General features: G+C 48.8%; 17 protein-coding genes. 1 reads left to right on the forward strand and 16 read right to left on the reverse strand.

Annotated elements, in window-relative coordinates; translation table 11 throughout:
• Positions 1-166: 166 nt before the first annotated feature.
• The 15 genes from AMS66_RS13575 to spoVAC form a co-directional block, all read right to left on the reverse strand.
• Complete coding sequence (locus AMS66_RS13575) at positions 167-976, reverse strand: class I SAM-dependent DNA methyltransferase (protein WP_236703378.1); 810 nt, start codon at positions 974-976, stop codon at positions 167-169.
• A gap of 100 nt (positions 977-1,076) precedes the next feature.
• Complete coding sequence (locus AMS66_RS13580) at positions 1,077-1,982, reverse strand: CvfB family protein (protein ID WP_053781305.1); 906 nt, start codon at positions 1,980-1,982, stop codon at positions 1,077-1,079.
• Positions 1,979-2,326 (reverse strand): ribosome silencing factor, encoded by a 348-nt coding sequence (rsfS, locus tag AMS66_RS13585; protein ID WP_024628517.1) that lies wholly within the window; start codon positions 2,324-2,326, stop codon positions 1,979-1,981. Before rsfS ends, AMS66_RS13580 begins: the two co-directional genes overlap by 4 nt.
• A 22-nt stretch (positions 2,327-2,348) precedes the next feature.
• Entirely contained in the window at positions 2,349-2,915 is a 567-nt protein-coding gene (gene yqeK / locus AMS66_RS13590; RefSeq protein ID WP_053781306.1) for a bis(5'-nucleosyl)-tetraphosphatase (symmetrical) YqeK, read from the reverse strand.
• Positions 2,899-3,489, reverse strand: a complete 591-nt coding sequence (locus AMS66_RS13595; protein ID WP_053781307.1) for a nicotinate-nucleotide adenylyltransferase — start codon at positions 3,487-3,489, stop codon at positions 2,899-2,901. Before AMS66_RS13595 ends, yqeK begins: the two co-directional genes overlap by 17 nt.
• A 15-nt stretch (positions 3,490-3,504) precedes the next feature.
• Positions 3,505-3,798, reverse strand: coding sequence for a ribosome assembly RNA-binding protein YhbY (yhbY, locus tag AMS66_RS13600; protein ID WP_053781308.1), 294 nt, complete (start codon positions 3,796-3,798; stop codon positions 3,505-3,507).
• 89 nt (positions 3,799-3,887) lie between these two features.
• The gene (gene aroE, locus AMS66_RS13605) at positions 3,888-4,751 is read right to left on the reverse strand and encodes a shikimate dehydrogenase (RefSeq protein WP_053781309.1); all 864 of its coding nucleotides are present in this window, start codon (positions 4,749-4,751) and stop codon (positions 3,888-3,890) included.
• A 41-nt stretch (positions 4,752-4,792) separates the two neighbouring features.
• Positions 4,793-5,920 carry a ribosome biogenesis GTPase YqeH gene (gene yqeH, locus AMS66_RS13610; RefSeq protein ID WP_053781310.1) on the reverse strand — a complete coding sequence of 376 codons (1,128 nt, stop codon included), beginning with the start codon at positions 5,918-5,920 and terminating at the stop codon, positions 4,793-4,795.
• The gene (locus AMS66_RS13615) at positions 5,917-6,444 is read right to left on the reverse strand and encodes a YqeG family HAD IIIA-type phosphatase (RefSeq protein WP_053781311.1); all 528 of its coding nucleotides are present in this window, start codon (positions 6,442-6,444) and stop codon (positions 5,917-5,919) included. Before AMS66_RS13615 ends, yqeH begins: the two co-directional genes overlap by 4 nt.
• A 108-nt stretch (positions 6,445-6,552) precedes the next feature.
• Entirely contained in the window at positions 6,553-8,766 is a 2,214-nt protein-coding gene (locus AMS66_RS13620; RefSeq protein ID WP_053781312.1) for a DUF4129 domain-containing transglutaminase family protein, read from the reverse strand.
• On the reverse strand, positions 8,763-9,998 hold the full coding sequence (locus tag AMS66_RS13625; RefSeq protein ID WP_053781611.1) for a DUF58 domain-containing protein: 1,236 nt from the start codon (positions 9,996-9,998) through the stop codon (positions 8,763-8,765). Before AMS66_RS13625 ends, AMS66_RS13620 begins: the two co-directional genes overlap by 4 nt.
• Positions 9,999-10,013: 15 nt before the next feature.
• Positions 10,014-10,970 carry an AAA family ATPase gene (locus AMS66_RS13630; RefSeq protein WP_053781313.1) on the reverse strand — a complete coding sequence of 319 codons (957 nt, stop codon included), beginning with the start codon at positions 10,968-10,970 and terminating at the stop codon, positions 10,014-10,016.
• A 209-nt stretch (positions 10,971-11,179) separates the two neighbouring features.
• The gene (gene spoVAE / locus AMS66_RS13635; protein ID WP_053781314.1) at positions 11,180-11,530 is read right to left on the reverse strand and encodes a stage V sporulation protein AE; all 351 of its coding nucleotides are present in this window, start codon (positions 11,528-11,530) and stop codon (positions 11,180-11,182) included.
• Between the two features lie 3 nt (positions 11,531-11,533).
• Positions 11,534-12,550 (reverse strand): stage V sporulation protein AD, encoded by a 1,017-nt coding sequence (gene spoVAD, locus AMS66_RS13640; RefSeq protein WP_053781315.1) that lies wholly within the window; start codon positions 12,548-12,550, stop codon positions 11,534-11,536.
• Complete coding sequence (spoVAC, locus tag AMS66_RS13645) at positions 12,547-13,050, reverse strand: stage V sporulation protein AC (RefSeq protein ID WP_053781316.1); 504 nt, start codon at positions 13,048-13,050, stop codon at positions 12,547-12,549. Before spoVAC ends, spoVAD begins: the two co-directional genes overlap by 4 nt.
• A gap of 608 nt (positions 13,051-13,658) precedes the next feature.
• Here spoVAC and AMS66_RS13650 point away from each other — a divergent pair.
• On the forward strand, positions 13,659-14,732 hold the full coding sequence (locus AMS66_RS13650; protein WP_053781317.1) for a M42 family metallopeptidase: 1,074 nt from the start codon (positions 13,659-13,661) through the stop codon (positions 14,730-14,732).
• A 155-nt stretch (positions 14,733-14,887) separates the two neighbouring features.
• On the opposite strand, the gene AMS66_RS13655 is transcribed toward AMS66_RS13650, so the two are convergent.
• Positions 14,888-15,595: a metal-dependent hydrolase gene (locus tag AMS66_RS13655; RefSeq protein ID WP_053781318.1), complete on the reverse strand. Its 708-nt coding sequence runs from the start codon at positions 15,593-15,595 to the stop codon at positions 14,888-14,890.
• Positions 15,596-15,740 lie beyond the last annotated feature (145 nt).

Consider the following 15,740-nt stretch of genomic DNA (forward strand, 5'->3'; position numbering starts at 1 on the left):
CGCCTGGACTTTTGGATTTTCGGGTTAATCTTGCTGGAAAACGTTTTCTATCCAACCATTATGGCTTTCTTTAAACCAACTGGCAATAGCTTTTATTACATATAACAAACGTCCATAAAATATAAGAACTGCCCTTATCAACATAAGGACAGTTCTTTAGTTAATCTTATTTCACGGCTACATAGAACAGACGCTGTGCGTCTTCTCCCGCTTCTTTCCACTCAAAATCAGCATATACACGGACATCTCTGAAACCAGCCTTTGTCAGCTCCAGCTTCATCCAGTCCGGATCGTACGCACGCTGAACATGAACCTCTTCAAACCGCTGGTACATATCCTTGCCGCTTTCAGCCGCACGCGAAAAGATACTCAGATGATGCTCAATCTCACACCGATCATGATCCATATCACAGGTCCAAATATACGAAACGGAGCGTTCGTCCAACACAAAAGGCTGCTCCTCTTCATACCGAATAAGGGTATTTGGATGATGTACATCGAACAGGAACGTTCCCTCCGGCTTCAGCATCTCGTAAGTACGCTGAAAGGTACGAACAACATCCTCTTTTTCAAGCAAATAATTCACGCAATCACAGAACGATATCACCGAGTCCACAGGCTCCGGAACTCTCCAGTCCCGCATATCCTGCTGCACCCAGCGGACGCTGCCTTCCCGATATAAGCGGTGACCTTGAGGAGTGGCCTCCATTTTACTGCGTGCAACAGACAACATGTCCGCTGACAGGTCAATGCCTGTAACTTCGAAGCCGGAGTTAACCAGTGGGATCGTAATTGAGCCCGTTCCGCAGCCTAGTTCAGCCACACTTTTCGGCATGCCATGCCGTTCCCAAGCCGTTCTCGCAAACCTTATCCAGTCCGGATAAGGCATATCCTCCATTAATTCATCGTACACATAGGCAAATTTCCGGTAAGACATGTCAGGCACCGCACTTTCAATTTCATTTTCGAAGCTCATTTGAACAAAAGAAAAAGCAGGGGCATCCGGAGTTCACCCAGCCTTGCCCTGCCTTTACTTGTGGATTCAAGTACATTCTTGATCCGTGATAGCCGTTTGCTTACTTGTCCTCGCTCTGATCCTGAGGTACAGACTCTGTCAGATAGGTCCAGTTTTCCTTTTGTGTTACCAGACCGTCCTTCATCAGTTTGCCCAAGGCACGCTTGAAGGCGGATTTACTGATACCAAAACGCTCCTTGATGATGTCCGGGGGGGTTGCATCCGAATACGGCATGCCGCCCGTAGGGCGCTCTTTCAAGAAAGCGAGCAGTTTGTCTGCATCTTCATTACGACCAACCTCTTTGAGAGGAGACATCGCCAGATTGACACGTCCGTCTTCACGTACCATGGTTACCCGGCATTTCACCTTTTCACCAAGGCGCAGCATACGGTTTCGTTCCGAGGAATGAATCATGCCGATCGCACCAAAGCCCAGCACACCACCGTCAACAAGTACAAAAGTACCCATCTGAAGTGGCTTGTACACTGTTGCTTCAACCCATTCGTTCACCCAAGATGTTGGCGCATGGAAAGACAATGGCGCAAGCTCACGTTCCCCAGCCAATTTCCCCCGCAAACGTCCTTGCTTGTCATGCTCCATAAGAACAAAAACTTCATCACCCACATGAGGACGTAATTCTTCCAATTCAGGCAATTCACGAATCGGAAGCAGCAATTGCCGCCCAAGCCCCATTTCGAGGAAACAGCCGAGGCGTGGATGAATGTCTGCCACAACCAGTCGTCCCATTTCACCGAGTGTGAGATATGGTTTTTTCATGGTTGCCGCCAGACGATCTTCCGTATCAAAGAACAGAAAGACCTCCAGCGTTTCTCCAATTTTAACGTCCCGTGTGAGCTCCGTATAGTGAAGCAATACATCTTCCGATCCTGTCGTCAAAAAGTAGCCAAACGGAGACACTTCACGTGAAACCGGCAAATTGACGACTGTTCCTGCGATCAAACTCATACCGTTTCCACCACTTTGGCATCAGACCACAGTCGTTCAATGTTGTAATACTCACGCTCGTCGCGATGGAAGATATGAACAACCACATCGCCCATGTCCATCAGTACCCAACGCGCAGAATCCATGCCTTCGATGCCTTTGATGTTCACTCCGGCTGCATGCGCCTGTTTGCGAATCTCTGTTGCAATCGCCTGTACCTGTGTATCCGAATTCCCGTGACAGATAACAAAATAATCCGCTACCAGCGAGATGTTAATCAGATCCAGCGCTACAATGTTGGATGCCTTTTTATCGTCAGCGGCAGCAACCGCCATATTCATAAGTTCTTTCGATGATACTGTCATGAACCAACCTCCATAATCTAATCTATAAATGTGCAATCAAGTCATTTCGCGACAACATGGTCAAAGGATAAATAACACGGCGCTGAGAGATCAGCAAGCTGATCGTCGAGTCAAAACCGGCAATTAAACCTTCTTCCAGACTATGCTCAGCCTGTTCGCGAATATGATCCACTCCCGGGAAGTCTCTCCCAGGTTCAATATAATCCGCCAGACATACCACTTTATCCAGCAGACTCATGCCCACCCGGCCCGAGGTATGCCAGCGGATGGCATTGATAATTTCGGCATCATCAATGCCGTAGTCACGCTCTGCAACCAAGGCGCCCACTTCGGAGTGCCAGAGCTGCTTGTCATGCTGCAAAAGTTCTTCGTTCAATCCATTGTCACGGATGACCGCTTCCATCTCCGATACAGGCCAATATTTGGCCACATCATGCAATATAGCCGCCAAATCCGCTTTTACAGGATCAGCGCCATATTTTCCAGCCAACAAGACTGCCGACTCCATGACACCCAGCGTGTGCTTCCAACGCTTCTCCGGCATTTGACTGGAAACAGCGCGGATCAGTTCGTCACGGCTTAGTTCCATATAAACCGCTCCTTACAATGTATTGATGGACCGCATCAGGAATCATAAAGCGTACGGAATGCCCTTTGGCAAAACGTCTGCGTACTGCTGTGGATGATATGTCCACCAAGGGCATCTCAGCCAACAGTACCCGATCCTGTAGCGCCTCTGGCAGGTCATCCAGATGTAACTGGAATCCCGGCCGTCCCACACCGATAAAAGTTAATCGTTCGGCGAGTTCTTCGATCTGTTCCCATTTGGGAAGATAGTTCACCATATCCGCTCCAACAATGAAGTAGAATTCATGCTGCGGGTAGCGGCGCCAAAGTTCCTTCATCGTATCGATGGTATAAGACACGCCGCCAAGCTCCATCTCGATGCCCAGCACCTCATAATGCTGTACTTCTTTCACAGCCGCTTCCGTCATTTCGAGACGTTGCTGTCCCGACGCTCCGGCTTCGCGTTTGTGAGGAGGAACATGAGAAGGCATGAACCAGATCTCGTCCAGTTCATGTGAATCCATGGCCGCTTCGGCTGCCAGCAGGTGCCCCATGTGGATCGGATCAAACGTACCACCCATGATGCCGATCTTCACCCGCTTCACTCTCCCTTACCTAGGTAGTTCGATTTGTTTGTTGTCACGTGATTCTTTGTACAGAATGATGGTACTACCGATGATTTGCACCAGTTCGCTTCCCGTTTCACGGGCAACTTCTTCCGCAATTTCATTTTTGTCATCCAGATTATTGTTCAGTACTTGTACTTTCATCAATTCGCGCTTCTCAATCGCATCTGCGATATGACGGAACAAGTGCTCATTCGTTCCCCCTTTACCAATTTGAAACACAGGGGTCAGATGATGTGCTTGTGAACGCAAAAAGCGCTTTTGTTTACCGTTTAACATAAATACTCCATACTCCTTATGGTGAGCAAACCTCAGTAACAGTACAATGTCTGTCCGAGGCTTGACCGTTCAATTATATTTTTTGCATATCAAAAACTATCTAACACAGCTCGTCGCATCGTCTCCACAGGAGCCGGGATGCCAAGCCAATGCTCGAATGCTACCGCGCCCTGATATATAAACATGCCAAGACCACCGTGCACGATACATCCACGCTGCTTTGCCTCGCGAAGCAGGCGAGTTTCCAGCGGATTGTAGATGAGGTCACTTACTGCTGCGCCTGCTCGAATGAGTGCAGGATCAACAGGCACGTCATCTACATGCGGATGCATGCCTGCGGCTGTTGTGTTGATCACAATATCGGCCGAAGCCAGCACCGCAGCGGCCTCTTCCATTCCGCCACCTGTGATATCACCCAGTCCATGAGCCCGCAGATCGGAAGCAAGGGCAACGGCTCTATCGGCTGTACGGTTAAGAATACTAATCCGTTCAGGCTTCTCCAAAGCGAGGGCATAGATCACACCCCTTGCTGCTCCTCCAGCCCCCAGAACAACGATACGTTTACCTGCCAGTTCCGGAACCGCTTCTTCCTTCAATGAACGCACATAACCGATGCCATCCGTATTATACCCGATCAGCTTGCCTTCTTCATTGACAATGGTGTTCACCGCACCAATCAGACGTGCACTTTCATCAATCACATCCAGATACTGCATCACCTGTTCTTTGTGGGGAATGGTTACATTCACACCACGGTACCCCAGCGCCACTATACCACGAATGGCTGATTCCAGCTGCTCGGGACGAACATGCAATGGCATATATATTCCGTTCGCTCCTGCAGCCTGAAGAGCCGCATTATGCATGGCAGGCGATTTGGAATGAGCAATGGGATCGCCCATTACACCTAACAAGACAGGGAGTGAGGGAGTGGAATTCTTTTGTTCTGACATACATCCGCCTCCGATCTGATGAAAATCCTGCTGCTATTACATTAGATCAAGGATGGACGGATCAGTACACGAATACCTTTTGGAGCATGAACCGCAACAAGCGCCCCATTCTCACCGTTAACCTTAATCCAGCCCAAGCCGGAAATGAATACATCCGACTGACTGCCACGTTTGATACGGAATTCATGTCTGGTCCACTCAGGCATATCAGCTGCATCTTCACGCGTCGGTGGAGACAGCAATTCACCCAGATGGTCACGGTACAAGTCGTCTGCACGTTCCAGCTTCGTCCGGTGAATATCAAGCGCAGTGCTGATAAAACAAGTGAAGGACTGACGATCCCCCTCCACAAAGTCAAAACGAGCCATGCCGCCAAAGAACAGCGTTTGACCAGAATTTAATTGATAAACAGCAGGTTTAAGCGGTTTTTCAGGCATAATGGCAGCCAGATCCTTACGGGATACAATCTCACTGAAACGCCAAGGGTACACAATTCCCGGCGTATCAATAATAGCTTTTCCATCGTCCAGTGGAATATTAACCATGTCCAGCGTCGTTCCCGGATAGCGGGACGTTGTGAGTTCCTGCTCGAGATCACTGTAGTCACGAATCAGACGGTTAATCAGTGTGGATTTGCCCACATTGGTACCACCAACCACATATACGTCACGATCTTCGCGATACGTTCCGACGAGCTCAAGCAGTCGGTCGAAGCCCTGATTTTGTTTCGCACTGCACAGAACAACATCCACGGTACGCAAACCTTGTTCTTTGGCCTGCTTCTGCACCCAGTTGCGTACCTTGTTCCAGTTGGTTACTTTTGGAAGCAAGTCCGTTTTGTTCACGGCAAGCAATACCGGATTGTTGCCTACAAAACGCTGTAAACCAGAGATGATACTTCCATCAAAGTCAAACAGATCAACGATATGGATGACAAGTGCATCCTTATCCCCGATTTTGCTCAGCAGGGCCAGAAACTCGTCCTGATCCACTGTAACGGATGATGATTCGTTGTAATTTTTTATGCGGAAACAACGCTGGCAAATAACTGGTTCACGATCCAACGCTTTTTCGGGGATAAATCCTGGTAATTCCGGGTTTTCCGTTTGCAGATGCACTCCGCATCCGCTGCACCTTACGGCAATATTGCCGTTATGCGGTTCTGTCATTTCTTCTTTTCCTCCTCAAGCCATAAGCCTTTCTTGCGCAAACTCGTTAGAGCAATCCGTTCCACGCGCCGATTGAAGCGGGTCATAAAGCCTTCATCTCCAATGGAGATCGGCAACACCAGAACCGTATGGAGTCCCAGTCGATTACCTCCATAGACATCCGTAAGCATCTGATCTCCTACCACAATCGTTTTTTCTGGAGTTAACTCCATCATCTTCATTGCTCTACGAAACGGAACATTCGATGGTTTGCGTGCACTATGCACAAACTGGATATCCAGTGGTGTCGCAAACAGGGATACACGATTCAAATTGTTATTGGACACAATCATGAGCTGGAAACCAGCCTCTTTCACACGTGCAAACCACTCGATCAGTTCGGGCGTGGCGTCAGGAGCTTTGGCCCCAACGAGTGTATTGTCCAGATCAGTTATAATTCCACGGTAGCCTTGAGCGTATAGCTCTTCCAGATTAATGTCAAAAACCGTGTCTACACGCAGCTTGGGCATTAACATTTCAAACAAAGAAGTCACCTCAGTTTCATACGACACACTATATCACAAATCCGTCTTTCCTGAAAATGCATACAGAGCCTGATGACATAGGAAAAAGGAAAAACGGGACGGGCGACATTACGCCCGTTCCGCTTTAAGTTCCTTACGCAGCTTCGAGGCGGTCTGATAGACGGCCTTCCAGTCGTCTGCAGTTACAGACGCTGGACTATAGCGAGTCTGTTCAAACTTCGCTAGAAGTTCATGCAATGTCGCTGCTGCAGCTGGTTTCGCCTGACTCCAGCGGGTTACCGATTCACGAAGTGTCTCGTCCCCGCTCCGGGTCAATCCTTTGCGCTTCGCATAACGAATCCAGCGTTCGGTCTCTGCCACTACCTTTTGTTCAGGCGTAAGCGGTCCACCTGTTCGCAAACGAAGCACGAAGAATCGAAGTGAGAGGCGATTTCGCCAGAACATATAAGCCACCCATAATACGATGATGGCCCCCGCAGCCCAGATTACAAAAGCCGGGATGCTGGATGAAGCCTGTTCAGGTGCAGGGGTCTTCTCTTCCTCTTTTACAGGTTCCTCTTCAGGTTGTTCTTCAGGCTCATCTACAGGCTGTACATTCGGTTGTTCAGTGAGTAACGGCATGTCAAAGCCCGGCGTTGCTTCAACCGGAATCCAGCCATACTCACCAAAATAAACTTCAGCCCAAGAATGCGCATCTGCATTCGTTACAGTGTAGGTCGTCTCGATCTCAGCCCCAGGTTGTCGCGGAGCCTGCATGTCTGAATTCAGCGACAGCTGTCCAGGCGCGTACCCTTTCACCCAACGAGCGGGAATGCCCTCGGAGCGCGCCATCATGACCAGCGCAGTCGAAAAGTAATCACAATACCCTTCACGAATGTCAAACAAAAATCCTTCAACAAAGTCACTGCTTACTTTTCGGGATAAATCCGGATTGTTTGTGTAATCAAAATTTTGTTGTAAATAGTTTTGCAGTAATGCCACTTTTTCATACGGCGTATTTGCCGATGCTGTAATTTCAGCAGCCAGATCCGTCACCCGATCCGGGAATCGGGATGGTAGCTGCAGGTACATATCATCTGTCGGATTGCTCGTATACAGATCATCAAACGATTTGGTGCGAAGTTCATCTTCCACAATAACTGGCGCTTCGGATACAATCGTATACGTCTTCGGATATTGCGGTTGCTGGCGGTCTGTAACGACATGCAGTTCTGCCTGCTCCGGATTCCATAACATACGATCCGAATTAGCCTCCCCATTGACAGATGTTACTTCCGAAATAGAATAGGCCCCGAAGAGGATCGGATACACGTTGTCATTCAACATCGTCACTTTCTGAGTGACTTGTTTGGTGCTCACATTTCCAGGTTCGTCATTCTCCAGAGCCTGTCCCGCCTCAACATCCTCTGTCGCACTTCGTCCGCGATCATCCCAGCCTGTTCCCGTATACTCAGCACGTGTCTCCCCACGCCAGTAACTGCGCTCATTGGTGGTGACGGACATGACAGGTGTATAGTCGAAGTTAAATCCTCCGCCGAGCTGGTTGTCTTCTCTGCTGTATCCCGACTCAGTTGCTGCCGGAATGTCCAGTGTTCCGTTCCCTGTCTGACTCGCCGAACTTCCGGTATAGTTACGCCACGCGGTATACGGGTCCGTTAAGGTAGGAGGTACTTCCGGCATGTTCACACTGGCTACGATAATTAAAGAAAATATGATTGCAATGTTCGCCAAAATTTTATAGGGATACCGGATGATTCGTTTCCAGCCTTGAGGATATTGCAGTTGAAAATTACGGAAGTGCTGGCACACTAGCCATCCCATGCCCGCAAACATCACCCAGGCGATCTCAATCCAGAGTGGAATCTGGGTGAAGGAGTCAAGAATCCCCATCGAGATAATGTTGATGCCCAGAAAAACGAGAATTCGTCGTGTGGTGTTCACTAGGCGAAGAGCAGCTTCAAGCATCACCCATGCGCACAGTGAAAACCAGATGTAAGGCGTCAGGTGCAGTATAAATTGCTCTGTACGCTCCGTTAACGTGCCGTAAGGTATATAAACCGTATAATCAATTAATGTCTTATGCAAAATATATACAAGGACTGCTGCCTTGATTATAGTTCGAACCATGATTTTGAAAGGCAAAATCACTTCCAGGATACTGACCGCTGCGAGCGTCCACAGCACCAATGAAGTTGTCTCGGTATACCAGGATTCCTGTGTAAATGATATCCACTGCATCCCAATCAGGAAAATCCAGAGCAACGAAGCTGCATGATACCAGGATCTTCTTCCCGCTGCCAGCTCTTTGCCTTTAGTACTCATACACTACCTCCCCCCATAACCGTTGGAAGCTCCTGCAGATGGGAAACGGTGAAGGATCTTGTGCCTCTTCCACGCAGCATCGCATTCCACTCGGAACTCCGGCGGGAATCGATGGGTTCAATTAGAATATGACAAGGAGTCATACCCCGTGTGTCTGCCCATCGGAGCAGTTCCAGAACTTTTTCATCTTTCTGGGGAGAAATCACTACAAAATAAGCACCTTGAGGAAACTGACGCGCCATCTTCTCGACACCAGGCAGCAGCCGATTATCCTGGCCGTTATATTGGATATCCACCAAATGATGAATCATCTTCTGCCGTTCCAGCGGACTTTCACTGGGAGCAAAAAATGCTGTCTTCTCCGACAGTGTCAGCAGTCCCATACCCATCCGTTCTCTTGTACCATACTCCAGCAAAGAGGCCGCCGTGGACACAGCCAGTTCAAAGGCCTCACCATGTTCATAGCTGACTGACAGCGCATCGAGCACCAGAATCGTTTTCGGTACCGACTCATGTTCAAATTCCTTGGATTTCCACGCGCCCGTCTTAGCCGTTGCATTCCAGTGAATACGGGAAAGACGGTCTCCATAAACGTAGTCACGCACGCCGTTAATCTGAGTGGTTTCCCTGCGTGAACGGGTCAAAGCCGTCTGTGGCCCCGATAACCGTGATTTGCGGTCATACAGCTGCCAGTACGGAATAAATACCGTCCGCGGCAACACCCGGAATTCTCCTTTGGCTTTGAACGTCCCACGATGCTCAATCAACCCAAAGATGTCCTCGCTGGCACATTCCGTTTCTGAAAAGCCATACTTTCCTCGTTCCAGCGGTGGGGTCTGAAATGACAATTCACCATACCCCCGCATGCTCGGAATGAGACTTTCTTTGAAAGACCAGGATTCGCCGTTATGCCGATGCAGCATTTCACGCACAACAACATAAGGAAGTGGCAAAAATCCCGGGATATTCAGACTTAACTGCACCTGTACCTGGTCACCGGCATGCAGCAGCTCTTCATGATCCTGGCCGGAAGAGAGCTTACGCACGCCTTGAGTACGCTTAACACCGCTAAAACCAGCAACCGCAAGGTAAAGACAAAGCAGAGTTACCATCGACAGCAACATCAGAGAGGTCTTCCCGCCCTGGAACAAAACATAAGCCAAACAGCACATCCACACCGCCGCGATGCTCCATACGCGGGGGTGGCGCATTCCCCTTCTGACTGTACTCAAAAGCGGCTTCATCAATTATTGCCCCATGGAGACGGGCACACGAACCTGCTGAAGTACGGAATTTAATACAGCTTCGGAGCTCATGCTATCCAGTCTCGATTCGGGACGCAGCACGATCCGATGGGAAATCACGTATGGTGCCATCGTTTTCACGTCATCCGGAAGCACATAGTCACGTTCCTGCAAAAAGGCAAAAGCCTTCACGGCCATCATAAATGAAATGGCTGCCCTCGGGCTTGCGCCCAGCAATACAGATGGGTGGGAGCGAGTTTTACGAACCACATCAAGCAGATAATCCATGACCGGATCACCGATGAATACTTCCTTGATTTCCTGTTGAATGGCAGATATCTGATCCATATGGGTTACGGATTCAAGCCGATCAACAGGCTGACCCGACTGATGCTGTTTCAGTAACGTTTTCTCGATATCCTTGTCGGGATAACCCAGACTTATTTTCAACATAAACCGGTCAAGTTGCGCTTCCGGCAATGTGTACGTTCCTTCAAAATCGATTGGATTCTGGGTTGCACAGAGCATAAATGGATGCGGCAGATCATATGTATCGCCATCTACCGTTACACTGCGCTCCTCCATGACTTCCAGCAGAGCGGACTGTGTTTTCGTTGTTGCCCGGTTAATCTCATCTGCCAGCAAGATGTTGGTCATGACCGGACCCGGGCGGAAGTAAAAGCGCTCATCCCGCGGATGGAAAACGGATACCCCCGTGATGTCACTTGGCAAAATATCAGGATTACATTGAATGCGGCGGTACTCTCCGCGCATGGATTTCGATAACGCTTTAACCAACTGCGTTTTGCCTGTTCCCGGTACATCTTCAATTAGAACGTGTCCGCCTGCAAGCAAAGCTGTGAGCAAAAGTTGAATTTCAAAGGATTTCCCCATTATGCATGATTCCAGATTAGAACGAACTGCTGATATGATTTGGATCGACTCTTTGCGCACAGGCATGTGGTCTAACCTCCTAAAAAAGCATACAGATTTCCTTTTATTGTACATGATCCTAGGGCGCGAGTACACTCGAAGGAACTCATAATTTGTTTCCAGCCGTCAGATTCACCGCAGTTATCGCATGATTACGACAAAAAGAGGCTCGGATAGAAGTTATCCGAAGCCTCTGCTGAATTCATATATAGTGTCTAGCTTTGTTGCTTTGTTTGTTATCCTTTGGGTCGAACCACCAATGCCGCGAGAAAAGAAAAGATAATCGCTGAGGAAATACCCGCCGCGGTCAAATCGAATATCCCCGTAATGACACCAATCCATCCCTCTTTCTCCAGCTCCGTCAAAGCGCCGTGCACGAGGGAGTTACCAAAACTGGTAATGGGAATGGAGGCTCCCGCCCCTGCGAATTTGACGAGTGGATCATATAGTCCAAACGCATCCGCAACCGCACCGGCCACAACAAGTGTACTCATCGTATGTGCAGGAGTCAGCTTGACACCATCCATCAGAAGCTGTCCCACAACACAGATCAACCCACCAACAATAAATGCCCATAAAAACTGCATCCTTTATCCCTCCTTTTCTATGGCTACGGCATGCGCAATACAAGGAATACTCTCGCCCTGCTGGTATGAAAGTGGAGACAACAATGCACCGGTAGCGACCACCAATACCTTATTGAGTTCACCCTTTTGCATCCGGTTCAAAATGTGACCGTAGGTCACGGTCGCTGAACATCCGCAGCCGCTTCCCCCAGCCACAACCTGAGGCTGCTTTTCCAGGTTATATATCATCAGTCCACAATCATTGAAAACCGTTTGTTCCATCGGAACACCCTCTTTATGCAAAAGCTCCTTAACGATGGGCAATCCAACCGAAGCAAGATCACCTGTAACGATCAGATCATAATAACCGGGTTCAAGGCCTGTATCCCGGAAATGCGAAACAATGGTATCTGCTGCCGCAGGAGCCATTGCAGCCCCCATGTTAAACGGATCTTTAATGCCCATATCCATAATTCGGCCAATTGTCGCTTTGGTGACTACCGGGCCCTGACCCGTACGGGATATCACACTACACCCCGAACCCGTAACGGTATACTGCGCATATGGCGGCTTCTGGGAACCATACTCTGTTGGATAACGAAATTGCTTTTCTACCGTACAGTTGTGACTCACCGTACCCGCTAATACGTAATCCCCTGCACCTGAATCCACAATGAGCGAGGCAAGAGCCAACGTCTCCATTGAGGTTGAACAGGCACCGAATACCCCCAGATAAGGTACACCCAACTTGCGGGCAGAAAAAGAACTGCTGATAATCTGGTTCATCAGATCCCCGCCAACAAAGAATTGAAGCTCTTCCTTCGTGATATTGGCATTGATCAACGCCATTTGGGAGGCCTGTTCAAGGAGCTTGCGTTCTGCCTTTTCCCAGGTTTTCTCCCCAATCTCCAAATTGTCATATACATAATCAAAATCAGATGCCAGAGGCCCTTGGCCTTCATCCGGCCCTACGACTGCCGACCTGCCGATAATGCGTGGACGGTTCTCAAATTGCCAGGTTTGTTGGCCCAAGCGTTTCATAAATGTCCACCTCCAAAGCCGAGAATGGCGTATACGATCCCTACGATGAAGGCAGCAACGACACCAAACACAATGACCGATCCGGCCAGCTTGAACATGTTGGCACCGACACCAAGCACCAGCCCTTCGGCACGATGCTCCAGTGCTGCCGAGCACATGGAGTTGGCAAACCCGGTGACAGGGACAGCCGTCCCGGCACCTGCCCATTGCGCCATTTTATCGTAGACACCGAGACAAGTCAGGATGACTGAAATGAGAATCATGACCGCAACGGTAGGACTTGCAGCTTCCTTCGATGTCATGTCAAACCCGGCCATAAAAGCTTCCTGGATAGCCTGTCCAATGACGCAGATGAAGCCGCCGACGAAGAATGCTTTAATACAGTTCGTCCAGATTGGACGGGCGGGCTCATGTTTTTTGGCGACTTTTTTATATTCCTGTTCACTGATGGACAGGGATGATGATGATTTTGGTCCACTACCCTTAGTTTGAGCTGGCAAGATACAGAACCTCCCTTAATGAAAATGAGTCAACAGATGTGACTGCATGTACTGTGTGTAATCCTGTATTCATTGTTTGTTAAGGTTGGGAAAGTTATGTATCCGGCGAAAGACAGCATTTGTTTCCAGCACGATGAAACAGCCGAATTAGATGAGTCGCTCAGCGCCGGATCAGAGATCTGATGAAATTTATAAATAAAGCAGAATGATCACGAGCAAAATAAAAAGGACGATACAAAGGATGGTTTCATTGCCTTCATCGGGTGGAATCATCTATTGTCCCAGCTCCTTCCTGTTGTCAAGCAATTGAAATGAGAAGCTTATGGAATCCAGAGTCAGGGTACGCAAACAGTTCCTCACTATATGCATATTCAATGCAGCCGCTTGGCGACTGTGTTTGGTGCGGATTTAATGGCCTGATGAATCATCAAACGAGCAACCATTCATGCCTGAGATACGTGACATAACCATGGACAATTACTTGCGCAAGGTTCATACTGTACTGTGACCAGTGGTTAAATAAAACGTTCTTCTCTTCCGAAGGACAACAGTCCAGCAGCCGTTCTGCTGAGACCAGGTATACATACAAGCAGAGGAGTTGTCGACACATGAATCAAAAAACGATGGAAATGTTTCGCACGTTAACGGAATTCCCTTCCGTTTCCGGGTTTGAACGCGAGCTTCGCGGTTGGATGAAGGAACAAATGTCTCCTTATACGGATGAATTTGTCCAGGATCGCCTGGGCAGCCTTTTTGGCGTATTGCGCGGAGAGGAGTCCGGACCCAAAGTCATGGTTGCAGGTCACTTCGACGAAGTTGGCTTCATGACCACAGGAATTACGGAAACAGGCATGATCAAGTTCCGTCCACTCGGTGGATGGTGGAGTCAGGCTGTGCTGTCCCAACGTCTGGAACTCATCACTCCGGATCGCCGGATTACAGGGGTTGTCGGTTCAACACCTACGCACTTGCTGGATGAATCCCAACGCAATAAACCGGTTGACCTTAACCATATGTACTTGGATATTGGTGCGGATAACCGCGCAGAAGCAGAGTCTTGGGGCATTCATCCGGGCATGCAGATCGTGCCGATCTGTGAGTTCACACCAATGGCCAATCCGAAGAAAATTATGGCGAAAGCCTGGGATAACCGTTACGGGGTAGGGCTTGCACTTGAACTGATTGAAGCATTGCATAAGGAAAAATTGCCAAACACACTCTACTGCGGTGCAACAGTTCAAGAAGAATTGGGACTCCGTGGTGCACGCACAGCTGCCAATCTGATTGAGCCGGATATTTTCTTTGCACTAGACTGCAGTGCCGCGAATGATATGACGGGAGACAAACAGTCATTCGGACATATTGGACAGGGCGCCCTGCTGCGCATCTTCGACCCGGGCATGTTCACCCATCGTGGTATTGTTGAATATGTTCAGGACACAGCATCATCTAATCAGATCAAAATGCAATATTTCATCTCCCCTGGTGGTACGGATGCCGGAGCGGTTCATTTGAGTGGTATTGGTGTACCTTCAACGGTAATTGGCATCTGCGCCCGTTACATTCATACCTCTTCTTCCATCATTCATACAGATGACTATGATGCTGCAAAAGAATTGCTCGTGAAGCTGGTGAAGGGTCTGGATCAGACAACACTGAACACGATTATCGAAAACGCGTAACTACTATTAAGAGATGTCCTGATTTTCAGGGCATCTTTTTTTATGTTATATGTTCAGAACACGTAAATTCGGCTCAATGGTAAGGTAATGTTGAGAGATAGAAATGGATTGTAAAATGCCAGCCTCTGCATCAGCAGAAACTGGCATGTTTTGGTTTACAGAAATAAAGGGGAGAATGCAATCCAGGCCAAAATAAGAGCCAGCACAATGCAGACATTTTCCACAACGGCCCCATGTTTCGTTCCTGTACTCATGAGATTGACCCGTATACGCCACTTGAGTGGTGGCAATGGACGAATACCGCGGTTCGTCAACGAATCAGCCAACAGATGCATGGCATATGCCGTACCTCCAGCTACCCAGATCTCTGGACCTTGCAAATGAGTCGTACTGTAGAGCAATCCAGCCCATACGGCGGTTCCATACAGAGTATGCGTCAACCCCCTGTGAGTTAGCGTCGTGCACAGCATTAACAGACTGCCCGCGATCAGATTCCATGGTGCAAATGCATGGCCATAAAATACGAGCCCCAATCCTATGGCAAACATCAACACTTTGCGCAGCGAACGGGACGGCAGGAAAGATACCATCGCAATCAGAATGGCGAGCAGCAGATTCCATGGTTTCGCCTTAACATAGAAGTACACAAATACGGCAACAGGCAGCAGGATGGTCTGTAACAGCCGAATTAGGCTGTTCGGCAATGCTTTGGATACCAAAAGCGAATTCGGTTCATCGATGTCCGGCAGCAGCGAACCGATCAGGGCCACAGTAACCGCCGGTGCAGTCACGGGCATGCCGGCCAATTGCAAAACAGAGAGGGATACAGTCGTCCCAATAATCAGGTGGGATCTTCCCATCATGGTGCAAAAACTTCCTTTCGAAGAAATAGGGAACATAAACGGCCCACTCCAGATATTACAACGAAAACAATATAAGAACAATAGTTCGCATTTCTCATTTCATTTAACTTTTACCCTGTATCCATTCTTATATGCATTGATACTC

Source organism: Paenibacillus xylanivorans (assembly GCF_001280595.1).
GTDB lineage: Bacteria > Bacillota > Bacilli > Paenibacillales > Paenibacillaceae > Paenibacillus > Paenibacillus xylanivorans.